General features: G+C 53.8%; 22 protein-coding genes, 1 tRNA gene and 1 pseudogene. 17 read left to right on the top strand and 7 right to left on the bottom strand.

All coding sequences use genetic code 11. The features are described 5' to 3' along the window. Positions 1 to 155 precede the first annotated feature (155 nt). The 8 genes from ACMGGE_RS12440 (at position 156) to dinB (ending at position 7363) form a co-directional block, all read left to right on the top strand. Complete coding sequence (locus tag ACMGGE_RS12440) at positions 156 to 1499, top strand: Na(+)-translocating NADH-quinone reductase subunit A (protein ID WP_420293813.1); 1344 nt, start codon at positions 156 to 158, stop codon at positions 1497 to 1499. 3 nt (positions 1500 to 1502) lie between these two features. After that, positions 1503 to 2738, top strand: coding sequence for an NADH:ubiquinone reductase (Na(+)-transporting) subunit B (locus ACMGGE_RS12435; protein WP_063620872.1), 1236 nt, complete (start codon positions 1503 to 1505; stop codon positions 2736 to 2738). Continuing rightward, on the top strand, positions 2731 to 3525 hold the full coding sequence (locus tag ACMGGE_RS12430) for a Na(+)-translocating NADH-quinone reductase subunit C (RefSeq protein WP_420293812.1): 795 nt from the start codon (positions 2731 to 2733) through the stop codon (positions 3523 to 3525). The genes ACMGGE_RS12435 and ACMGGE_RS12430 overlap by 8 nt, the downstream gene beginning before the upstream one ends. Continuing rightward, positions 3518 to 4156, top strand: a complete 639-nt coding sequence (locus tag ACMGGE_RS12425; protein WP_024909466.1) for an NADH:ubiquinone reductase (Na(+)-transporting) subunit D — start codon at positions 3518 to 3520, stop codon at positions 4154 to 4156. Before ACMGGE_RS12430 ends, ACMGGE_RS12425 begins: the two co-directional genes overlap by 8 nt. A gap of 6 nt (positions 4157 to 4162) precedes the next feature. Continuing rightward, positions 4163 to 4759, top strand: coding sequence for an NADH:ubiquinone reductase (Na(+)-transporting) subunit E (nqrE, locus tag ACMGGE_RS12420; protein WP_023334613.1), 597 nt, complete (start codon positions 4163 to 4165; stop codon positions 4757 to 4759). 10 nt (positions 4760 to 4769) lie between these two features. Continuing rightward, on the top strand, positions 4770 to 5993 hold the full coding sequence (gene nqrF, locus ACMGGE_RS12415; RefSeq protein ID WP_420293811.1) for an NADH:ubiquinone reductase (Na(+)-transporting) subunit F: 1224 nt from the start codon (positions 4770 to 4772) through the stop codon (positions 5991 to 5993). Further along, the gene (gene nqrM, locus ACMGGE_RS12410; RefSeq protein WP_023615899.1) at positions 5993 to 6196 is read left to right on the top strand and encodes a (Na+)-NQR maturation NqrM; all 204 of its coding nucleotides are present in this window, start codon (positions 5993 to 5995) and stop codon (positions 6194 to 6196) included. The genes nqrF and nqrM overlap by 1 nt, the downstream gene beginning before the upstream one ends. A gap of 108 nt (positions 6197 to 6304) precedes the next feature. Further along, on the top strand, positions 6305 to 7363 hold the full coding sequence (dinB, locus tag ACMGGE_RS12405; RefSeq protein ID WP_048029970.1) for a DNA polymerase IV: 1059 nt from the start codon (positions 6305 to 6307) through the stop codon (positions 7361 to 7363). A 76-nt stretch (positions 7364 to 7439) separates the two neighbouring features. Here dinB and pepD read toward each other — a convergent pair whose 3' ends face one another. Continuing rightward, positions 7440 to 8897, bottom strand: coding sequence for a cytosol nonspecific dipeptidase (gene pepD / locus ACMGGE_RS12400; RefSeq protein WP_262781163.1), 1458 nt, complete (start codon positions 8895 to 8897; stop codon positions 7440 to 7442). Between the two features lie 260 nt (positions 8898 to 9157). On the opposite strand from pepD, the gene gpt reads away from it, so the two are divergent. The 3 genes and pseudogenes from gpt to crl all read left to right on the top strand — a co-directional run bounded on the left by gpt (position 9158) and on the right by crl (position 11423). Further along, on the top strand, positions 9158 to 9616 hold the full coding sequence (gene gpt, locus ACMGGE_RS12395; protein ID WP_003863205.1) for a xanthine phosphoribosyltransferase: 459 nt from the start codon (positions 9158 to 9160) through the stop codon (positions 9614 to 9616). Between the two features lie 104 nt (positions 9617 to 9720). Then, positions 9721 to 10964, top strand: a pseudogene (gene frsA, locus ACMGGE_RS12390) (esterase FrsA). Between the two features lie 57 nt (positions 10965 to 11021). Further along, a complete protein-coding gene (gene crl / locus ACMGGE_RS12385) occupies positions 11022 to 11423 on the top strand; it encodes a sigma factor-binding protein Crl (RefSeq protein WP_008500249.1) in 402 nt (133 codons plus the stop codon). A gap of 136 nt (positions 11424 to 11559) precedes the next feature. On the opposite strand, the gene phoE is transcribed toward crl, so the two are convergent. Next, complete coding sequence (gene phoE, locus ACMGGE_RS12380; protein ID WP_008501878.1) at positions 11560 to 12612, bottom strand: phosphoporin PhoE; 1053 nt, start codon at positions 12610 to 12612, stop codon at positions 11560 to 11562. Positions 12613 to 12916: 304 nt separating this feature from the next. Here phoE and proB point away from each other — a divergent pair, with 304 nt between their 5' ends. The 6 genes from proB to ACMGGE_RS12350 all read left to right on the top strand — a co-directional run bounded on the left by proB (position 12917) and on the right by ACMGGE_RS12350 (position 17468). Further along, positions 12917 to 14020 carry a glutamate 5-kinase gene (proB, locus tag ACMGGE_RS12375; RefSeq protein ID WP_420293810.1) on the top strand — a complete coding sequence of 368 codons (1104 nt, stop codon included), beginning with the start codon at positions 12917 to 12919 and terminating at the stop codon, positions 14018 to 14020. 11 nt (positions 14021 to 14031) lie between these two features. Continuing rightward, on the top strand, positions 14032 to 15285 hold the full coding sequence (proA, locus tag ACMGGE_RS12370) for a glutamate-5-semialdehyde dehydrogenase (RefSeq protein WP_032646979.1): 1254 nt from the start codon (positions 14032 to 14034) through the stop codon (positions 15283 to 15285). 111 nt (positions 15286 to 15396) lie between these two features. Continuing rightward, a tRNA-Thr gene (locus ACMGGE_RS12365) sits at positions 15397 to 15472 on the top strand. Positions 15473 to 15849: 377 nt separating this feature from the next. Further along, complete coding sequence (locus tag ACMGGE_RS12360; protein WP_248220811.1) at positions 15850 to 16914, top strand: hypothetical protein; 1065 nt, start codon at positions 15850 to 15852, stop codon at positions 16912 to 16914. Next, positions 16911 to 17210 (top strand): DUF6966 domain-containing protein, encoded by a 300-nt coding sequence (locus tag ACMGGE_RS12355; protein ID WP_025912594.1) that lies wholly within the window; start codon positions 16911 to 16913, stop codon positions 17208 to 17210. Before ACMGGE_RS12360 ends, ACMGGE_RS12355 begins: the two co-directional genes overlap by 4 nt. An 81-nt stretch (positions 17211 to 17291) precedes the next feature. Continuing rightward, positions 17292 to 17468 (top strand): thermonuclease family protein, encoded by a 177-nt coding sequence (locus tag ACMGGE_RS12350; RefSeq protein ID WP_080347335.1) that lies wholly within the window; start codon positions 17292 to 17294, stop codon positions 17466 to 17468. 70 nt (positions 17469 to 17538) lie between these two features. On the opposite strand, the gene catA is transcribed toward ACMGGE_RS12350, so the two are convergent. The 5 genes from catA to ACMGGE_RS12325 form a co-directional block, all read right to left on the bottom strand. Next, the gene (gene catA, locus ACMGGE_RS12345) at positions 17539 to 18216 is read right to left on the bottom strand and encodes a type A chloramphenicol O-acetyltransferase (protein ID WP_248220813.1); all 678 of its coding nucleotides are present in this window, start codon (positions 18214 to 18216) and stop codon (positions 17539 to 17541) included. Positions 18217 to 18279: 63 nt separating this feature from the next. Then, the gene (locus ACMGGE_RS12340) at positions 18280 to 20211 is read right to left on the bottom strand and encodes a putative bifunctional diguanylate cyclase/phosphodiesterase (RefSeq protein WP_223540052.1); all 1932 of its coding nucleotides are present in this window, start codon (positions 20209 to 20211) and stop codon (positions 18280 to 18282) included. Between the two features lie 17 nt (positions 20212 to 20228). Then, on the bottom strand, positions 20229 to 20723 hold the full coding sequence (locus ACMGGE_RS12335) for a molybdopterin-dependent oxidoreductase (protein WP_048030045.1): 495 nt from the start codon (positions 20721 to 20723) through the stop codon (positions 20229 to 20231). A 400-nt stretch (positions 20724 to 21123) separates the two neighbouring features. Continuing rightward, entirely contained in the window at positions 21124 to 21711 is a 588-nt protein-coding gene (locus ACMGGE_RS12330) for a cytochrome b (protein ID WP_420293809.1), read from the bottom strand. Continuing rightward, entirely contained in the window at positions 21708 to 22781 is a 1074-nt protein-coding gene (locus tag ACMGGE_RS12325; protein WP_420293808.1) for a catalase family peroxidase, read from the bottom strand. Before ACMGGE_RS12325 ends, ACMGGE_RS12330 begins: the two co-directional genes overlap by 4 nt. Positions 22782 to 22841 lie beyond the last annotated feature (60 nt).

The following is a 22841-nucleotide window of genomic DNA, read 5'->3' as shown; positions in this document are numbered from 1 at the left end:
TACTTTATAAACCATCAAAATCGCGATGGCTCCAGGAACTTTGCGCATTAGCTCGCAATTTGGCGCGCGCGACGGCGGTTTCCCTGCCCGCGAGAAGGGGAAAATGTTACACTTCGCGGCCACTGGATTGTTGTTCATGGAAACCTGCTAACCACATGTTTAAAATAAAAAAAGGACTTGATCTGCCGATTGCAGGCGTGCCCGCGCAGCACGTTTCGACAGGCGCACGTGTCCGTCATGTCGCCATTGTGGGCGACGACTACCTGGGAATGCGACCTTCTATGCTGGTACAGGAAGGCGATCGCGTGATCACAGGCCAGGCGCTCTTTGAGGACAAAAAAAATCCCGGCGTGATGTTCACGGCCCCCGCAAGTGGCACCGTTGTGGCGATTAACCGTGGCGAACGACGCGTTCTGCAGTCGGTGGTTATCCGCATTGAAGGCAACGAACAGCGTGAATTCGCCCATTACGATGCCGCAGACCTCGTGTCGCTGAGCCGTGACGCTGTACAGGCTCAGCTTCTGGCGTCCGGTTTATGGACCGCGCTTCGTACCCGTCCCTTCAGCAAATCCCCTGTGCCGGGCACGGAACCGGCCGCGATTTTCGTCACGGCAATGGACACCAACCCGCTCAGCGTGGACCCGCAGCCGGTTATCCTGGCGCAGCGCAAAGCCTTTGATGCCGGGCTGACCGTGTTAACCCGCCTGACGTCGGGGAAAGTCCACGTATGCCAGGCCGGCGGCGGCAAGCTCGGCGGACATCCGCAGGGGCAGGTCACGTTTAATGCGTTTGCGGGCCCGCATCCGGCGGGTCTGGTTGGAACGCACATCCACTTTCTTGAGCCGGTAAGCCTGGCGAAACAGGTCTGGCACCTTAATTATCAGGACGTCATCGCCATCGGGAAGCTCTTCACCACCGGAGAGCTGTGCGCAGAACGCGTCATCGCCATCGGCGGGCCGCAGGCGGTAAACCCGCGTCTGGTGAAAACGCTGATTGGCGCGGATCTCAATGAACTGCTGACCGACGAAACCAAAGCGGGCGAAAACCGGCTGATTTCCGGTTCGGTCCTCAGTGGCCGCCATGCTGTGCAGGCGTACGCCTATCTGGGGCGTTTCCATTTGCAGGTCAGCATTGTGCAAGAAGGGCGCGACAAAGAGCTGTTCGGCTGGGTGCTGCCCGGTGCGGAAAAATACTCCGTCACCCGGACCACGCTGGGCCACTTCCTGCGTAACAGGCTGTTTAACTTCTCGACCACTACGCACGGTGGCGAGCGCGCCATGGTCCCGATTGGCAACTACGAGCGCGTCATGCCGCTGGATATTCTGCCGACCATGCTGTTGCGCGATCTGCTCGCCGGTGACACCGACAGCGCGCAGGCGCTGGGCTGCCTGGAACTGGACGAAGAAGATCTGGCGCTCTGTACCTATGTCTGTCCGGGAAAATACGAATATGGACCGGTATTGCGCGAGGTGTTAACCCGCATTGAGCAGGAAGGATAACCGATGGGCTTAAAACACCTCTTTGAAAAAATGGAGCCGCACTTTACCGAAGGGAAGCTCAAAAAGTACTACCCGCTGTATGAAGCAACGGCGACCATTTTCTATACGCCGGGTCTGGTGACGAAGGGGGCGGCGCACGTTCGTGACGCCATCGACCTTAAACGGATGATGATTCTGGTGTGGTTTGCAGTCTTCCCGGCGATGTTCTGGGGGATGTACAACGTCGGTTTGCAGACCCTTCCGGCGCTGCACCACATGTATGATGCGCAGCAGCTGGCGCAGGTGCTTCAGTCTGACTGGCACTACCGCCTGGCCCAGTCGTTAGGGGTGAACTTTGCGCCAGACGCAGGCTGGATCAGCATGATGACGCTGGGCGCGGTGTTCTTCCTGCCGATTTACCTCACGGTATTTATCGTGGGTGGCTTCTGGGAAGTGCTGTTCGCCATCATCCGTAAACATGAGATCAACGAAGGTTTCTTCGTGACCTCGATTCTGTTTGCCCTGATTGTCCCGCCAACCTTACCGCTCTGGCAGGCGGCGCTGGGCATCAGCTTTGGCGTGGTCATTGCTAAAGAAATTTTCGGCGGCACCGGGCGGAACTTCCTCAACCCGGCGCTGGCGGGACGTGCGTTCCTCTTCTTTGCCTATCCGGCGCAAATCTCAGGCGATCTGGTCTGGACGGCGGCAGACGGTTTTTCCGGCGCGACGCCGCTTTCACAGTGGGCGGCACACGGCGGCGAAACGCTGGTGAACAACGCGACGGGTCAGCCCGTGACCTGGTTTGATGCCTTTATTGGCAACATTCCCGGCTCTATCGGTGAAGTCTCGACTCTGATGATTTTGCTTGGCGGGGCGATCATCCTGTTTGGGCGCGTGGCCTCCTGGCGGATTGTGGCGGGCGTGATGATCGGCATGGTGCTGACCGCCACGATGTTCAACCTTATCGGTTCGACCACCAACCCGATGTTCTCTATGCCGTGGTACTGGCATCTGGTGCTGGGGGGCTTCGCGTTCGGCATGATGTTCATGGCGACGGACCCCGTCTCGGCCTCGTTTACCGATAAAGGTAAATGGAGCTATGGCGTGCTCATTGGCGCGATGTGTGTCCTGATCCGCGTGGTCAACCCGGCGTATCCGGAGGGCATGATGCTGGCGATTCTGTTTGCCAATCTGTTTGCGCCACTCTTCGATTACCTGGTGGTGCGGGCCAACATCAAGCGGAGGAAGGCGCGTGGCTGAAGTCAAAAATAACGACAGCATCAGCAAAACGCTGCTGGTGGTGCTGGTGCTCTGTCTGGTCTGCTCCATTGTCGTGGCCGGTTCTGCCGTGGGGTTAAAACCCCTGCAGCAGGAGCAACGTGCCCTGGATAAACAGCTCAACATTCTGGCCGTGGCCGGGCTGATGCAGGAGGGGATGAGCGCAGATGAGGTTTCGGCCGTCTTTGCCGAACGTATTTCCGCGCGTCTGGTGGATTTAAAAACCGGCCAGCTGCTGGATAAAGACCCGGCAACCTTCAACCAGGCGCTGGCGCTGAAAGATCCGCAGATGAGCCTGACGCTCGAGGCATCGCAAGACCCTGCCGGAATTAAGCGCCGCAGCAATCTCGCCGAAATTTACCTGGTGCGTGACCCCCAAAAACGCATTCAGGAAGTGGTGCTTCCTGTCTACGGCAACGGCCTGTGGTCAATGATGTATGCCTTTGTGGCCCTTGATACGGATGGCCGCACCGTTAAAGGCATTATGTATTATGACCAGGGCGAAACGCCGGGGCTGGGCGGCGAAGTGGAAAACCCGAACTGGCGGGCACAGTTTGTCGGCAAGAAAGTGCTCGACGATAACGGTCTGCCTGCGCTGAAGGTGATGAAAGGAGCGGCACGTCCCGGTGACGACTACGCGGTCGACGGGCTTTCCGGCGCCACGCTCACCTCAAACGGCGTGCAGCACAGTTTTGATTTCTGGATGGGCGAGCTGGGCTTTGGTCCTTTCCTGAAAAACGTACGTGAAGGAGCGCTGAACAATGGCTGATACCGGTGAACTGAAAGAAGTGAAAAAGGTGCTCATTGGCCCACTGCTCGCCAATAACCCGATCACGCTGCAGGTGCTGGGCGTCTGTTCAGCCCTGGCGGTGACGACCAAGCTGGAAACGGCGGTGGTAATGACGCTGGCCGTCACGCTGGTTACGGCGTTTTCGAGCATGTTTATCTCGATGATCCGCCACCACATTCCCAACAGCGTGAGGATCATCGTGCAGATGGCGATCATCGCCTCGCTGGTGATCGTGGTCGATCAGCTGCTGCGCGCCTTCGCCTATGAAACCTCCAAACAGCTCTCGGTGTTTGTCGGGCTGATTATCACCAACTGTATCGTCATGGGGCGTGCGGAAGCCTACGCCATGAAAATGCCGCCGCTGGCGAGCTTTATGGACGGTATCGGTAACGGCCTCGGCTATGGCGCGATCCTGCTGACCGTGGGGTTCCTGCGAGAGCTGATTGGCAGCGGCAAGCTGTTTGGCATCACGGTGCTGGACACGGTGCAAAACGGCGGATGGTATCTGCCAAACGGCCTGTTCCTGCTGGCCCCTAGCGCATTTTTCATTATCGGTTTGTTGATCTGGCTGATTCGTACGTTAAAACCAGAACAGCAGGAAAAGGAGTAACCGACGATGGCTCACTACCTGAGTTTGTTTGTGCGCGCGGTGTTTGTTGAAAACATGGCGCTCGCGTTTTTCCTCGGCATGTGTACGTTCCTTGCTGTGTCTAAAAAGGTCTCCACGGCATTTGGCCTGGGCGTGGCGGTCACCGTTGTGTTGGGGCTTTCGGTTCCGATTAACAATCTGGTGTACAACTTCGTGCTGCGGGACGGCGCGCTGGTGGAAGGGGTTGATCTCAGCTTCCTGAACTTCATCACCTTTATTGGGGTGATCGCGGCGCTGGTGCAAATCCTGGAGATGATCCTCGATAAGTACTTCCCGTCGCTGTACAACGCGCTGGGGATCTTCCTCCCGCTGATCGCGGTGAACTGCGCCATCTTCGGCGGCGTCTCGTTTATGGTTCAGCGTGATTACAACTTCAGTGAATCCGTGGTGTACGGTTTCGGCTCCGGTATCGGCTGGATGCTGGCGATTGTCACAATGGCGGGGATCCGCGAGAAAATGAAATATGCCAACGTGCCTGCGGGTCTGCGTGGCTTAGGGATCACCTTTATCACCACCGGTCTGATGGCGCTGGGCTTTATGTCCTTCTCCGGTGTGCAGCTATAAGGGCTAAAAGATGGAAATTATTCTTGGCGTGGTGATGTTCACGCTGATCGTACTGGTGCTGTCAGGACTCATTCTGGCGGCGCGGGCGAAGCTGGTGAATTCCGGCGACGTGGTGATTGATATTAACGACGATCCGCAGAATCAGATCCGCACGCCTGCGGGAGATAAACTGCTCAACACGCTCTCCGGTAACGGAATTTTTGTCTCTTCTGCCTGCGGCGGCGGCGGCTCCTGCGGGCAGTGCCGCGTGACGGTAAAAGAGGGGGGCGGCGATATTCTGCCTACCGAGCTGGCGCATATCACGAAGCGTGAGGCAAAAGAGGGCTGCCGTCTGGCCTGCCAGGTCGCGGTGCGTCAGAACATGAAGATTGCGCTGCCGGAAGAGATTTTTGGCGTCAAAAAATGGGAGTGCGAGGTTATCTCTAATGATAACAAAGCCACTTTTATCAAAGAGCTGAAGCTGCGGGTGCCGGAAGGGGAAGATGTCCCGTTCCGCGCCGGCGGATACATTCAGATTGAGTGTCCTGAGCATACCGTGGCGTATGCGGACTTTGACGTTCCGGAGGCGTACCGCGCCGACTGGGACAAATTCAATCTCTTCCGCTTTGTATCAGAGGTAAAAGAGCCGACGCTGCGCGCCTACTCGATGGCCAACTACCCGGAGGAGAAGGGCATTATCATGCTCAACGTGCGTATCGCCACGCCGCCACCGAATGTGCCGGATGCGCCGCCGGGCGTGATGTCGTCATACATCTGGTCTCTGAAGCCGGGAGATAAGGTGACCATCTCCGGTCCGTTCGGAGAGTTCTTCGCGAAAGATACCGACGCGGAGATGGTCTTTATCGGCGGCGGTGCCGGTATGGCCCCGATGCGCTCGCACATTTTTGACCAGCTCAAGCGGCTCGGCAGCAAGCGTAAAATCAGCTTCTGGTACGGGGCGCGCTCGCTGCGCGAAATGTTTTACGACGACGAGTTTGAACAGCTGGCACGTGAAAACCCAAACTTTACCTTCCACGTGGCGCTCTCCGATCCGCAGCCGGAAGATAACTGGACGGGCTATACGGGGTTCATTCACAACGTGCTGTATGAAAACTACCTCAAACAGCACCCGGCGCCCGAGGACAGCGAGTTCTATATGTGTGGTCCGCCGATGATGAACGCCGCCGTGATTAAGATGCTGAAAGATCTCGGCGTCGAAGATGAGAACATCATGCTTGATGACTTTGGAGGCTGATGATGCTGACGTTTCTGGCAACCTTTGTGGTTTTTGTGCTTGTCATCTTCGGCATGTCGTTAGGCTGGATCGTTAAGCGGAAAAGCATTCAGGGCAGCTGCGGCGGTATTTCCTCCATTGGTATGGAGAAGGTCTGCGACTGCCCGGAACCGTGCGACGCCCGCAAAAAACGCATGGCGCGCGAGCAGCAGCGCATTATTTAAGTTTTTGTAGGCCGGGTAAGGCAACGCCGCCACCCGGCATTCTTACATCTGCTTCTCAATCCTCATTCATTTACTGTATACTTATCCAGTGATGAGTGAGGGCTTACTATGCGCAAAATAATCCATGTTGATATGGACTGCTTTTTTGCCGCAGTGGAGATGCGTGACAACCCGGCGCTGCGGGATATTCCCATCGCCATTGGCGGCAGCCGCGTTCAGCGTGGTGTCATCAGCACCGCCAACTATCCTGCGCGCAAATTTGGCGTGCGAAGCGCCATGCCGACGGCGATGGCCTTAAAGCTTTGCCCTCATCTCACGCTTCTGCCCGGGCGGTTCGACGCCTATAAAGAGGCTTCCCTTCATATTCGGGAAATTTTCTCCCGCTATACCTCTCTGATAGAGCCACTGTCGCTGGACGAAGCCTATCTGGATGTGACCGACAGCGTGCACTGCCACGGCTCCGCCACCCTGATGGCGCAGGAGATCCGCCAGACGATTTTCAACGAGCTGAATCTGACGGCATCGGCGGGTGTGGCGCCCGTTAAATTCCTTGCCAAAATCGCCTCTGATTTAAATAAGCCCAACGGCCAGTACGTCATTACGCCGGAAGAGGTGCCCGCATTTTTAAAAACGCTGCCGCTCGGCAAAATCCCCGGGGTAGGAAAAGTCTCCGCCGCAAAGCTGGAAAGCATGGGGTTACGCACCTGTGAAGACGTGCAGCGAAGCGATCTCGCGATGCTGCTTAAGCGCTTCGGGAAGTTTGGCCGCGTGCTGTGGGAGCGCAGCCAGGGGATTGACGATCGTGATGTTAACAGCGAACGGCTGCGGAAATCCGTCGGCGTTGAGCGTACCCTCATTGAAGATATTCATGACTGGTCCGAGTGCGAATCTATTATCACGGAACAACTCTACCCGGAGCTGGAACGACGCTTAAGCAAGGTGAAGCCGGACCTGCTCATTGCCCGTCAGGGCATCAAGCTCAAATTCAACGATTTCCAGCAGACCACGCAGGAACATGTCTGGCCGCGTCTGAATAAAGACGATCTTATCGCGACGGCAAAAAAGGCATGGGAAGAGCGACGAGGTGGGCGAGGGGTGAGGCTGGTGGGATTGCACGTCACGCTGCTGGATCCGCAGTTAGAGCGACAGCTGGTATTGGGATTGTAAAAAAGCCCGGTGCGCTACGCTTACCGGGCCTGGGTTTTTCACCCTCTTCCACAGGAAGAGGGTTGGGATGAAGATGTTACTTCGCAGGGATCGCTTTCAGCAGTTCAGTCAGCAGCGTCCAGTAGTGACCGACGCTTTCGATATGAACCTGCTCATCCGGCGAGTGCGGACCGGTAATGGTTGGCCCGATAGATACCATGTCCATGTCCGGGTACGGTTTCTTGAACAGACCGCATTCCAGACCCGCGTGGATCACCTGAATGTTCGGCGTGCTGTTGAACAGACGCTGATAGGTTTCACGCACCAGCGCCATCACCGGAGAGCTTGCATCCGGTTGCCAGCCCGGGTAACTGCCTTTTGCAGACGTTTTCGCGCCCGCCAGCGTGCCCAGAGATTCCAGCATGCTCACCACATACTCTTTACCGCTGTCGATAAGGGAGCGGATCAGGCAGATGATCTCCGCGCTGTCGTCGCTCATGGTTACCACGCCCACGTTCAGTGAGGTCTCCACCACGCCTTTCGCCACGTCAGAGTTGCGGATCACGCCGTTTGGCGTCGCGTTCAGCAGCTGAACGAAGGTGTCACGAGACTTCGCGGTCAGCGCGGTTTTATCCGTGGAGACGGATTCCAGCACCACTGTCAGGTTCTTCTCTTTCGCCGACAGTTCGTTTTTCAGGATATCCAGGTACACGGTGGAGAGTTTTTTCAGCTCGTCGGCTTTTGCCGCTGGCACTGCCACTGTGGCGAAGGCTTCGCGTGGGATCGCGTTGCGCAGGGTACCGCCGTTGAAGTCTACCAGACGCAGATCCAGCTCGGCCGCATGGCCTGCCAGGAAGCGTGCCAGCAGCTTGTTGGCGTTGCCCAGACCCAGATGAATATCACCGCCGGAGTGGCCGCCTTTCAGCCCTTTCAGCGTCAGCTTGAAGGTCTGGAAACCGGCAGGGATCGCTTCGCGTGACAGCGGCAGGGTAGAGATGAAATCAATTCCGCCCGCGCAGCCCATGTAGATCTCACCTTCTTCTTCGGAGTCGGTGTTGATCAGGATATCCGCCTGCAGCCAGTTCGCCTGCAGACCGAACGCCCCGTCCATGCCCGCTTCTTCGGTCATGGTCAGCAGCACTTCCAGTGGACCGTGCTCAACGCTGTCGTCAGCCAGCACGGCCAGCGCAGAGGCCATACCGATGCCGTTATCCGCGCCCAGGGTGGTACCGCGCGCTTTCACCCAGTCGCCGTCGATGTACGGCTGGATCGGGTCTTTGGTGAAGTCGTGAACGGTGTCGTTGTTCTTCTGTGGCACCATGTCCAGGTGCGCCTGCAGCACAACCGGTTTACGGTTTTCCATGCCTGCGGTGGCGGGTTTGCGGATCAGAATGTTGCCAACCTGGTCACGTTCCGCATGCAGGCCTTTTTCCTTCGCCCAGCCCATAATATGTTCGGCAAGCTGTTCTTCATGGTAGGAAGGGTGTGGAATGGAGCAGATTTTGGCAAAAATATCCCACAGCGGCTGCGGAGATAGTTGAGACAGTTCAGACACGATAAGTCTCCTTGTCGAGGCGCTGCAAACAGGGTTGCAGGTCACAGGGTTAGCAGGTTAATAGTTACCACAAGTCAGGCTTGCGAGATGAAACTGAGAATACCACTTTCTCTGCTGGCTGGTAGCATAAAGCATGTAAAAACTCAGGCTGAGGGCGCTAAACACTGGTTTTTAGTGCGTCAGATCTCTATAATCTCGCGCAACCTATTTCCCCCTCGAACACTTTTTAAGCCGTATAAAAACAGGCTGGGACACTTCACATGAGCGAAAAATACGTCGTCACCTGGGACATGTTGCAGATTCACGCACGCAAACTGGCTGCGCGTCTGATGCCTTCCGAACAGTGGAAAGGCATTATTGCCGTCAGCCGTGGCGGTCTGGTACCGGGGGCGCTGCTGGCACGTGAGCTGGGTATTCGTCATGTCGATACCGTCTGCATCTCCAGCTATGACCATGATAACCAGCGTGAGCTGAAAGTGCTGAAACGCGCGGAAGGCGACGGTGAAGGCTTCATCGTTATTGATGACCTGGTGGATACCGGCGGTACTGCGGTGGCTATCCGCGAAATGTATCCGAAAGCCCATTTCGTCACTATCTTCGCGAAACCTGCTGGTCGCCCGCTGGTTGACGATTACGTGATTGATATCCCGCAGGATACCTGGATTGAACAGCCATGGGATATGGGCGTGGTCTTCGTACCGCCGATTTCAGGCCGTTAATACCAGTACGTAACTTTACACGCCCGGCTATGCCGGGCGTTGTTCTTTTTGACCTGCCACGCGTTACAATAGTCTTCATATGACGTATTCATGGAGGCAACGCAATGACGCAGGCGAATCTCACCGAGACACTTTTCAAACCCCGTTTCAAACACCCTGAAACGTCGACGCTGGTGCGTCGCTTTAATCCGGGGACCCAGCCTGCCGTGCAGTCCGCGTTAGACGGTAAAAACGTGCCCCACTGGTATCGTATGATTAACCGCCTGATGTGGGTCTGGCGCGGTATCGATCCTCGTGAAATCCTTGATGTGCAGGCGCGTATCGTGATGAGTGAAGCCGAGCGCACCGACAGCGAACTCTATGATACGGTGGTGGGGTACCGGGGGGAAACTGGATCTACGAGTGGTCTAAACAGGCGATGCTCTGGCAGCAAAAAGCCACTCAGGAAGAGGATGCCACGCGCAGCGGCAAGCACTGGCTGCATGCGGCCAATCTCTACGCCATTGCCGCGTATCCACATCTGAAAGGTGATGAGCTGGCTGAGCAGGCACAGGCGCTGGCGAATCGCGCTTACGAAGAGGCAGCTCAACGCCTGCCGGGCCAGATGCGCGAACTCGAGTTTACCATTCCGGGTGGGTCATCCATTACCGGGTTCCTGCATATGCCTGAAGGTGAAGGTCCGTTCCCGACCGTGCTGATGTGCGGGGGGCTGGATTCGTTGCAGATCGATTATTACAGCCTGTATGAGCGTTACTTCGCACCAAAAGGGATCGCGATGCTGACGCTGGATATGCCCTCAATCGGCTTCTCCTCCAAATGGAAACTGACTCAGGATTCCAGCCTGCTGCACCAGCATGCGCTAAAAGCGCTGGAAAACATCCCGTGGGTTGACCACACCCGCGTGGCGGCATTTGGCTTCCGCTTTGGTGCAAACGTCGCGGTGCGTCTGGCTTACCTTGAATCCTCCCGCCTGAAAGCCGTCGCCTGCCTTGGTCCGGTCGTTCACGCTCTGCTCAGCGATCCCGCCCGCCAGGGGAGCGTGCCTGAAATGTACCTTGATGTGCTGGCCAGCCGTCTTGGCATGCATGATGCATCAGACGAAGCGCTGCGCGTGGAGCTCAATCGCTACTCGTTAAAAACGCAAGGGTTACTGGGACGTCGCTGCCCAACGCCGATGCTGTCGGGTTTCTGGAAAAACGATCCGTTCAGTCCGGAAGAAGAGTCGCGCTTAATCACGTCGTCATCTGCGGATGGCAAATTACTTGAGGTGCCGTTCAGCCCGGTCTATCAGAATTTCGATAAAGCTCTGAAAGAGATTACGCGCTGGATCGCTCAGAGATTGTGTTAATAGATTGCTAAATTTCGCTGGTTTGGTAAAACAGTGGCTTCACAAAAGGAGATCGCAATGACGTTACCGAGTGGACACCCGAAAAGTAGATTGATTAAGAAGTTCATGGCTCTTGGCCCGTATATTCGAGAAGAGCAGTGTGAAGAGAATCGCTTTTTTTTCGACTGCCTGGCTGTATGCGTCAACGTGAAGCCTGCACCCGAAAAACGTGAATTCTGGGGCTGGTGGATGGAAATGGAAGCAGAGGAAAAACGCTTTACGTATAGCTACCAGTTTGGCCTGTTTAATAAAGACGGTAACTGGCAGGCCACCACCATTAAAGATCAGGAAGTGATCGATCGCCTGGAATATACCCTGAAAGAGTTTCACGACAAAGCGAGCGCACTGCTGGCCACCCTGGACCTTAAGTTCGAGCCAGCGGATGATTTTTCCAGCGAAGCGGTGAAGCTGACTGCCTGATAGCGTCACAGCGTCGGGTGGCGGCTTCGCCTTACCCGGCCTACAAAATGCACTATCCCGTAGGCCCGGTAAGCGCAGCGCCACCGGGCAAAAAAAATCCCGGCTTATCTGCCGGGATTTTCTTATTCGGATAATCTTAGAACTGGTAGGTCATACCCAGGGCAACGATATCATCGCTGCTCACGCCCAGTTTATTATCGTCGTCAATCTGGTTAATTTTATAATCAACAAACGCGGACATATTTTTGTTGAAGTAATAGGTCGCGCCAACGTCAATATATTTCACCAGATCTTCGTCACCAATACCTTCGATATCTTTGCCTTTAGACTGGACATAACCCAGGGAAGGACGCAGACCGAAGTCGAACTGATATTGTGCGACGACTTCAAAGTTCTGTGCCTTATTGGCAAATCCGCCAGAAATTGGCGTCATATTGCGGGTTTCTGAATACATCGCTGCCAGATAAATATCGTTCGCGTCATATTTCAGACCGGTTGCCCAGGCTTCGGCTTTCTGCCCCTGACCACGTGCCAGCAGGTTCTGCGCGTTGGTGCGGTCAGAGTTAGTGTAAGCACCGCTGACGGCAAAATCGCTGCCGCCGAAGTCATAGCTCAGAGAGGTACCAAAACCGTCACCGTTCTGCTTCTTGGCGTCACGGTTTTCGTTTTTACCCTGGTATTGCAGGGTCATGTCCAGGCCGTCAACCGCGCCGAAGAAGTCGGTGTTGCGGTAGGTGGCAAGACCGGTCGCGCGCTTGGTCATGAAGTTATCGGTCTGCGCGGAAGAGTCGCCGCCGAACTCAGGGAACATGTCGGTCCATGCTTCGACGTCATACAGCGCACCCAGGTTACGACCGTAATCCAGAGAGCCAAAGTTTTTCAGCTTCAGGCCCGCGAACGCCAGACGGGTTTTCTGAGAGGAGTCGCTCTCGGCTTTGTTACCGGCAAATTCAGATTCCCAACGACCATAGCCCGTCAGCTGATCGTTAATCTGGGTTTCGCCTTTAAAACCGAAACGAACGTAAGTCTGATCGCCGTCTTTGGTGGCATCATCGCTGATGTAGTGCATGGCTTTCACTTTGCCGTACACGTCCAGCTTATTACCATCTTTATTATAAACTTCAGCTGCGTGAACGGATGCAGAAGCCACTACGCCCATAACCATTAATGCCAGAGTGCTCTTTTTCATTTTCGATCCTGTCTTATAAACGCGCTAAAAAATTCGCTGGACGATAAGCTCATGCTTAAGTCCCGTGAAAAAACAGGAAGGGTTTTATCGTTCTGGAATGAAACTTTTATGACAAACTAAGAATAATTTTAAAAAACTGTGATTTATTATTTCGGTAATAAAAGTGTCAAATTCTCCCGCTACGCTTCCTGATCCCGCGCAACAAAGTGTTTCGCGATGTGCTAAGGCAGTTGGCAACGGGGCTGACTCCTGCTAAAACGTTCGTTCGACATTACTTTCCCTTATCGTTGAACGGCAGAGAATCATGAGTGACAGCCAGACGCTGGTGGTAAAACTCGGTACCAGTGTTTTAACAGGCGGATCGCGCCGCCTAAATCGCGCCCACATTGTTGAGCTTGTACGTCAGTGCGCTCAGTTACATGCCGCAGGGCATCGTATTGTGATTGTGACCTCCGGGGCGATTGCCGCCGGGCGTGAACACCTGGGTTACCCCGAACTCCCCGCGACGATCGCCTCCAAACAGCTGCTGGCCGCCGTGGGACAAAGCCGACTCATTCAACTCTGGGAACAGCTGTTCTCTATCTATGGCATCCACGTCGGGCAGATGCTGCTGACGCGTGCGGATATGGAAGACAGAGAGCGCTTCCTGAACGCCCGCGATACCCTGCGCGCGCTGCTGGACAACAATATCGTTCCGGTCATTAATGAGAACGATGCCGTTGCTACCGCTGAAATCAAAGTGGGTGATAACGATAACCTCTCTGCGTTGGCCGCCATTCTGGCCGGCGCCGATAAATTACTGCTTCTGACCGATCAGCAGGGGTTGTTCACCGCCGATCCGCGCTCCAACCCGGAAGCTGAGCTGATTACCGACGTTCATGGTATCGACGATGCGCTGCGCGCCATCGCCGGTGACAGCGTGTCCGGCCTCGGAACGGGCGGGATGGGGACCAAGCTGCAGGCCGCCGACGTGGCGTGCCGCGCCGGTATCGACACCATCATTGCCGCGGGCAGCCGTCCTGGCGTGATTGGCGACGTGATGGAAGGCATCTCCGTTGGCACCCGCTTCCACGCTCAGGAATCTCCGCTGGAAAACCGTAAGCGCTGGATATTTGGCGCGCCGCCTGCGGGTGAACTCGTCGTCGATGAAGGGGCGACCGCCGCGATTCTGGAACGAGGAAGTTCATTACTTCCTAAAGGAATTAAAAGCGTGACAGGCAACTTCTCCCGTGGTGAAGTGATCCGTATCCGTAACATCGAAGGCCGCGACATCGCCCACGGCGTAAGCCGCTATAACAGCGATGCCCTGCGCCGCATCGCGGGTCACCATTCGCAGCAGATCGACGCCATTCTGGGCTATGAATATGGCCCGGTTGCCGTGCATCGCGATGACATGATTATTCGTTAAGGAGCCAGAACATGCTGGAACAAATGGGCGCCGCCGCGAAGGCCGCCTCTTATAAACTGGCGCTCCTTTCCAGCCGCGAGAAAAACCGCGTGCTGGAAAAAATCGCTGATTATCTGGAATCTCAGTCCCAGGAAATTTTGCTCGCCAACGAGCAGGATTTACTGGAAGCGCGTCGCAACGGTCTGAGCGAAGCGATGCTCGACCGTCTGGCGTTGACCCCGGCCCGTCTGAAAGGCATCGCCGACGATGTTCGTCAGGTCTGCAATCTGGCCGACCCGGTAGGGCAGGTGATTGACGGTGGGCTGCTGGACAGCGGTTTACGCCTGGAGCGCCGTCGCGTGCCGCTCGGCGTTATCGGCGTTATTTATGAAGCCCGTCCAAACGTGACGGTGGATGTTGCCTCCCTGTGCCTGAAAACCGGTAACGCCGCTATTCTGCGCGGTGGGAAAGAGACCTGGCGCACCAACGCCGCGACGGTGAAAGTCATTCAGCAGGCGCTGGAAGAGTGTGGCTTACCGGCGGGTGCCGTGCAGGCAATTGAGAGCCCGGACCGCGCGCTGGTCAACGAAATGCTGCGCATGGACAAATACATCGACATGCTGATCCCTCGCGGTGGCGCGGGCCTGCACAAGCTGTGCCGCGAGCAGTCGACGATTCCGGTGATCACCGGCGGTATTGGCGTGTGTCATATCGTGGTAGACGACAGCGCTGAGATTGCTCCTGCGCTGAAGATTATCGTTAACGCGAAGACCCAGCGTCCTAGCACCTGTAACACCGTTGAAACGCTGCTGGTGCATCAGGACATAGCGAACACCTTCCTGCCGGCCCTGAGCAAACAGATGGCAGAGAGCGGCGTGACGCTGCATGCTGACGCCAGTGCGCTCGCACTGCTGCAGGATGGCCCGGCTAACGTCGTTCCCGTCAACGCGGAGCAGTATGACGACGAGTTCCTCTCACTGGATCTGAACGTGAAAATCGTGAGCGATCTCGACGACGCGATTGCGCACATCCGTGAGCATGGCACGCAGCATTCTGACGCCATCCTGACGCGTACGCTGCGCAATGCCGATCGCTTCGTGAACGAAGTGGATTCCTCTGCGGTGTATGTGAATGCCTCCACCCGTTTCACCGACGGCGGCCAGTTCGGCCTCGGCGCTGAGGTGGCGGTCAGCACGCAGAAACTGCACGCGCGCGGTCCGATGGGGCTGGAAGCGCTGACCACGTACAAGTGGATCGGCTTCGGCGACGATACGATTCGTGCGTAAATAATCACGGGTGATGCAAAAATAGCCGTTTGATTCAAAAGGGCATTGACGCATCACCCGGATAGATCTAACCTTTTGCCCCGTGGTTACACTCGTAACCGGCCTCTCAGGGCCGATATAGCTCAGTTGGTAGAGCAGCGCATTCGTAATGCGAAGGTCGTAGGTTCGACTCCTATTATCGGCACCATTTCAACTTCCCCAAACGTCCGTATTCATCCATAAACACCTTGCTTTATAACGATTTTATTTCTTTTTAGTCCGTCGCTGTCCGTAACCATCCAGTAGAATCCGATACGGAATGTGTATAGGATTGTGTATATATTCCTGTTCGGTTTGCGCCGTCCGTGGTTAAACAACAAACAGATCTTCGTCATCATTTACGTTCGGATGGGGCGCTAATGTGGGCTGTCTGTCATCTTCCGCAAGCAGTGTGCTTTCTTCTCAGCGTGCAGAACCCGTTGCTTACAGCCACACAACTGGCCATTACCTGCTATATTCGTGTCTTTGCCAGATTTCCGGAATGAGCGATAATGTGGCACATAATGGCAGCGTAAAAGGGGCAATATGCTTCATCACAGCCAGGCAATGTCACTGGATGACATCTACCTTGAGGACATTCCTCACATTATTCACCCGGATACGGCGGCAGGAGACCTCGTAGATACTGCAAGGCCTAACCGCATCATTCAGGAGTGGAATTTGCCACAGGGCTACACCCGGTTTGTCCGCCGGTATCAACTGTACCACTGGCAACATCCCTGGATGGCATACCGTGACACGCTCGACGACATCAAATCCGGGAAGCTCGTTCTGCTGAGAAAAGACATCACCGGCCATGCCATTTCGGGCGTGCTGACGACATCCGGTGACCTTCGCAATGACCTGCCTCTGTTCCTTCAAACTCGACTCCGACACATCCTGTCCCGGCAACTGAAACGCCCGAGATATCAGGTCCGCCATGCGGCACCGGTGCAACATGCCCAGGCCGCAAAAACCATCAACAGCAAAACTGCCGGTCGGTTGCTGGCCGCGGGCGGGATCTATAATGGCAATATCGAGGGATTCCGTCAGACCGCGCAGCAGCTCGGTGGTGATGCACCGGCGGGTTACGATCAGGTTATGGATAATAAAGGGCTGATTATCGCTGGTGCTTCTGTTGCTGCGGGCCTTGGCCTGGGCAGACTGGGAACGGCGAGTGAGCTTAGCAATCTTCATGTTCTGGGAAAAGTCGAGGGTGAATACTCGATGATAAAACCCGGACCATTACCTAAAGAGCTGGCTGAAACTTTCTCCAGTGGTACATATAAAGAGATCACTCTATCAACAGACACGAGCTTCTACAGAGGTGGTATTGAGGGCCGACCATTAGGTCAGTTTTTCGGATATGAACAACCTCAGGGAGTTCTCCAGACCAGAATAGATAAGGCTCTGCTCCCCAAATGGCCTAACGGAAGTGAATCCCCTCTTGATAGCTTTCACAAGATACAAATACCCGCAGGAACGAAAGTATATGTTGGAGAAGTTGGCTATCAAACAGACCTTTTTTCCGGTGGCTCTGAGCAAGTTGTGATACCTACCCCGTGGAAAATACCTGGCGTTAAGATACTTGAAAGTGGTGGTTTGAAATGAAAAATGAAATAAAGAAAACGGTAACTGATATCATCAAAATCCTCTCCTCAAATGATGAGGATTCATGGGCAAAAACATTCGAAAAACTAGCCATCGAGCTCGATGTTGATTGTGAGTCATCCATTTACTCGTTGAAAAAACTCTACGGCGGGATGGGATCATTTAACGATATTGTGCTTCATAAAAATGGCATACCTCTCATTCGGGAAAATGACGAGTTAGACGATTTGAGACACAAACTCTACAAGCAGCTTGACCATGCAATCGTTTTGTTAAAAGCAGGTGATTTACCATAGCGTTAGTTTCCGGCGCCGCCAGTAAATTATTGGGTACGCCTCCAGCCTGACAGGGGGAGCGCAGAACTTTACAACAGCCTCATGTGTGTTCGTCTCGTCAGCATCGATGCCCCCGAAAAGAACCTGCCCTTTGGGCAGCGTTCCCGGCAGACATTCTCATCGATAGTGGCGCAGTGTGCCGTCTCCATAACGTGCAGGAACGCAGATCTCTATGGTCCTCTACTGGATACGGTGTGGCCTCACATGGAAAGCGCATAAAATAATGAAAGGCCGGTAGGCTTCTCACACTCACTCCTGCCAGATGGAAACCATCAGCACTTCTTACGTATCATGCGCCAGGTTCCTCTGACAGCTCCGGCAAACCATCACACATCTCCTGCAACTCATTAAACATCCTTGCCACATGGAAGCCATCGCACACCGAATGATGCACCTGCACCGCGAGCGGTAACAGCACTTTTCCATCCTGCTCGTAGTATTTCCCAAACGTGAACATAGGCGAAAAGAAGTTCTTCATATGCGCTATGTTCATCGTAAAGTTCGTAAACGTTACCCACGGAATAGACGAGACAAAAAAGACATTTTCCCGGGACTCTTCCTTAGGCCAGTAGGAAAGGTTATTGCCATAGCGGGCCGTATCTTCTGCATACGTGTTCTGGAAGTGATGAATATTGCCGTCATAGTGGCTCCACAATGACGAAAACGTCTCCGTTTCGGGGTGGAAAATGGTGTAGCTGGGATGAACTTCATTCCATATGACAAGCTCATTGTCCTTCATGGCCATACGGAACTCAGGATGCCGGTTCATGATGTTAGAAAGGAGAAAAATGATCGTCGGGTAAAACTTCCATCCCACCGCTTTGATATGTTTTCGCAGCGCGGTAATGTCGATCAGAACGGTTTGGTTAATTGTGCATTCAGCAAATGACTGGAAGACTTCAAAATGCTCCTTCCTTGGCCAACGAGATAAATCAACAGGCGTATACTCCGGGGTTGTTTTTTTCATTGTTTAACCTTTGATTATCAACCGTCTACGTGATTTTGGGCCAGAAAAAACCGCACAACCATTTCAACCGTATCTAATCTTCCTGTCAATCTCAGCCTGTGGTTTTCCGAACAGGTACCCCTGCACGAGATCGCAGCCAAGCGCCTGAAGACGTTCAAGCTGCGCTTCGGTTTCAACACCCTCTGCAATGACCCGCATATTGAGGCTCTTCGCCATGCCGGTAATCAATTTAACGATATTAAGGGCATCATCCTGCGTGGATATCGGATTCACAAAGGATTTATCTATCTTAATTTTATCAAAATTAAGTTCACTCAGTCGTGAGAGCGAGGAATATCCCGTTCCGAAATCATCGATGGAAATTTTGACACCCAGTGCCCGGAGCTTTTTGAGAATAGTGATCGGCATGTTGCTGTCACTGAAGAGCGAAGACTCTGTTACCTCTAACTCGAGTCGGTTGGCCGGTAGCCCTGTCTCTTTCAGGATGGACTGCACCATCGTGGTAAAAGATTTTGTGCCTAACTGAACGGGTGAGACGTTCACCGAGATCCTGGCCGGCACCGCCCAGGATACCGCTTCCCGGCAGGCCATCTCAAGCACCGACTTGCCGATCTCATTGATCATTCCCGTTTTTTCAGCGACGGAAATAAAATAATCTGGCGCGAGTATCCCTTTCACCGGGTGTATCCAGCGAATAAGCGCTTCATAGCCGTAAATTTCATTGCTGAATGAATCGACAATAGGCTGGTAATACACGACGAATTCATTGTGATCGATCGCCAGAGCCATATCATGTTCAAGGGTCCTGCTTTCCTGCAGTCTTTGCAGCATCCACTGCCGGAAGACCTTGATCTGCTGCGAACCTTCTTTTTTCGCCTCGTAGAGCGCCAGATCGGCAAATTTATAAAGGTAATCAGAGCGGCGTTCATTATCAGATAAAACAATGCCCACGCAGGTGGCAATTTTTATCAGCTGGTTATTAATCGTATAGGGCTGGCTGATATGATCGCTGATTTCTTTGGCGCGCGAAACGGCGGCGGTTTCCGTGAGTCCGCTGGAGAGAAGGGCGAATTCATCGCCGCCCAAGCGGTAAAACGTATTCGTTGCGCTGCTCATTGAGGTCAGCCGTCGGGATACCTGATTCAGCAGCAAATCTCCCGTATCATGGCCATAGGTATCGTTGACCTCTTTGAAGCGGTCTAAATCAAATAACATTACGGTGACGGGGACGTGGTTTTTATCTGCCTGAAGATTAATTTTGTTGAGATCGTCCCAGAAGAAAAGGCGGTTTTTCATGCCGGTGAGGGAGTCATGATAAACATCATACTCCAGCTTCGAGTTCTGAATTTGCAGTTTTTCTTTTGATATTTGAAGTTCATCAGCCAGGCTTTTAACCTGCATGTGTGCTTTCAGGATGTTTTTATTCTGGTAGATCATTAAGAAGCCAAGAATAAAGCTTAAAATCACCAGGAGTAAAGAAAGTGCGGAATAAATATAATACAGGATTTGTATTTTGTTGTTGGATTCATTAACCGTATTAATATCTTTCGTTAATGCCGTTGCAGACAGCTGGCTGAGCGGTGCGTCGAGCTCATGCATATTTGTCAGGTACGCCTGTAACTCCGGATGGCTCATTTTTTCAAGATGACTATCCAGATAGGCCAGTATATTTTCTAAGCGTAAAGCGAGCTCCTGATGCGTTTTATCGCTATCAATGTAGCGACCTAAATCGCCCCCCTTCATTAAATCGCCCTGACTGAGCATAATTTCGAGGCGCATGCGGACCTGGTCTATCGTAACGTCATCAGTATCGGTTGCGTATAGACCAAGCCATGATTCAAAACGGTAATACTCTGATACCAGTTGTGCCACGGACCAGGACTCAGTGTATTGAGTCAGTTTTTGCAATTCCTGCTGTCGATCATAAACAAGGTATGCAATATATCCTGTCGTGATAAAAAGAGAAAAAATGATACCAACCAGTATCCTGTTCATTATGTTCTCCTGAACGGCTACTCAATCTTCATTTTGCTTACCTGCCATGCTGATCGTGAGTAATAAATCTGATTATTCAACTCAGGAAGACTGTCATAGGGGTATACAATGAACGATGGGCCTTTATCGCGGATGCGCATATATTCGCCATTGACCTTTAAGGCAAGGATGGCGTTGTATTTTTTAAAGTCGCTGAGAGGGATGATGGTTGAGTAATCATTGAGCGCAATAACATTCACGTTCGTACCTTTTGCACCCACATAATCCATGAGCTTGCTCATGGGGACACCCTCAAACTTCGTACGACCGTTATACCAGGGAGAGGTCGTCTCGAAACTCACTACTCCGAGTTTTTCAAGGCTGGCGAGATCAAACACTGCTTTTCCATTTTCGTTGGTATTTTCTATATTACCGTAAATCGTTAAAATGGGTTTACCAACTGGTTTTGGCAGGTCGCCAGCCCAGGTTACACTTTGTACCAGACAGCATAACAGCAGTAGGGTTAATCGCATTTTGACCTCCACCTTTTTAACAGAAGTATAAGAATTATAATTTAGATATCACACGAGTTGATATATTTTGTTGGGGAGTCGGGGGTTTTATCGTTTTTATTGATGTAAAGTCATTTTAATCAATGAGTTATGTGTTGCGGGTGTCAGGATGTTTGATGCGCGAGCGACTCTTAACTTTTTGATAAAAGCTAAAATTGCGGGCATAAATGCTCTTCTGTTTAAAAAATAATCGCTTTAATTTAGAGATATTATCTTCCACGATAATTGTGGGGTGTCCGTGGCTTTTTGGCGCGCGAATTTAGCGGCTAAATACGCGCCCCGGTTGTGTGCGCTGTTTCAGGATGGCGATGATAAGCGAGGACACGAACATTCTGATTGTGCGTGTCCCCTGGCGCTTGCCTTACTTCAGGTCATCCCGGAGGGCTGACGCCGACTTACTCCCTTTCGCCATGCTGGCAAACACTGCGTCCCGGTAGATCCACGCATGAACGAGTGCGGCGGAGAGATGGACCAGCACCACGGCAAAAAGCAATTTTGCCAGAAGGCTATGGGCGTCGTGACACCAGGCAAAGAGTGCCGGACTGGTCGGGACAATTGCCGGCAGGTTGACGCCATCAAACATCACAATCGGCAGGCCCGCTGCCGACAGCTGCGCCCAGCCCAGCAGCGGCATTGCCAGCATTAACCCATACAGCATCCAGTGTGATGCCTTTGCGGCAAGCACCTGCCAGGCGGGCAAATCGGCAGGAAGTGGGGGCGTGCGGCTCAGGAGCCGGTTGACCAGACGCACCAGTGCCAGCAGTAAAATGGCGATCCCCAGCGGCCGGTGGAGGTCGATTAGCCAAATCCGGTGATGTAACGACGTCATCATCGCGGCACCGATGAACAGCATGGCCAGGATCATCACCGCCATCAGCCAGTGCAGGCTTCGCGTCAGGGTATTGAAATGCTGCGGCGCGTGCTCTCGCCTGTCTTTATTTGAGCTCATTTTACCTCCTGCTTTTGCACGGCTTCGGTGGCTTTGCCGTAGCCGATTTCCCGTTCACGGCGGCTGAAAGAGTGGGAGTAGGCCGCGGAGCGGGCGTTTAAGATGGGATCATCAGACACCGCAACGCCTGCAGGAACGACAGAAGGATCAAAGTTAACGTCGCGGCACGCGCCTGTGGATTGTGCTTCGACGCGCGTCACTTCCAGCGTACCGGCTACCACCTTTTTGCGATCGTCCGGCCATGGCTGGGAAGGGTCATCCACCGGATCGCCCGGCTGTGCGAGCTGCAAAACGTAATCCCAGTAGAGTGGCTTCTGCGCCAGGCGCTGACGCAGGTTTTCGAACAGGAAGTTGTCATCGGCTTTCTGTCGTTGCTCATTGCTTATCGACAGGAAAGGCTCGTGCGGACGCATCATCCAGCGAACGGCTTGACGTTCCCCCTGCGCGTTCACAAGGTAAAAGGCGTTAATGCTGTAAAATGTCGCGCCTGCGAAGCTGCCGGGTGCGGGTTTTTGTGCCGCCCATTTAAGGTATTTCTCCGCCTCCGGGTACGCTTTCAAAAAGTCTTTGAGACGCTGCGGATCCGGTTTGCCGGTGGCCGCATCAACGGACGTGGCTTTTCGCAAGGTCAGAAAACCTTCCGGGCTGTGCGTGGCGAAGAAAGGCTCGTTGTTCATCGCCATCCGCCATTGTTGCTTGTCATCTGTTTTCAGTAGTAGCGCCATGCTCAGGGTTTTGGTCGTACTATCCGGTGCATGCGGATCGCCGGTACCAATAGAGAATCTACCCACTACGGGCACTTCCTGCTGTGAGAAGAGGCGGGAGGTTGAAAGGGAATCCGCCGAGCCGTTTGGCGTAAAGGTGCCGGCAAAGCAGATGCCTTTTCCATGCGCGCGGCGAAAACCCGGTGGGAAGGGTTTCGGTGTTTCACCCACCAGTGCCTGGCTGACCGTGCGTGACCCAAGCCAGCCCGCCGTCCATGCAAAAGCAGATGCCAGCGTACCGGCGACAACGGCGATCGCTGCCAGCGCGCCCCAGGTTTTTTTGGACCTCAAATCCAGTTTCGACATAGACGTTTTTCCAGAAGAAAATATCTTCACCTGTCATGCGCAACGTATTGTGCGTGACAG

Origin of the sequence: Enterobacter sp. BNK-22 (genome assembly GCF_048684805.1) — a bacterium.
Taxonomy (GTDB): domain Bacteria; phylum Pseudomonadota; class Gammaproteobacteria; order Enterobacterales; family Enterobacteriaceae; genus Enterobacter; species Enterobacter quasiroggenkampii.
This window is presented reverse-complemented; position numbering and strand designations above follow the sequence as displayed.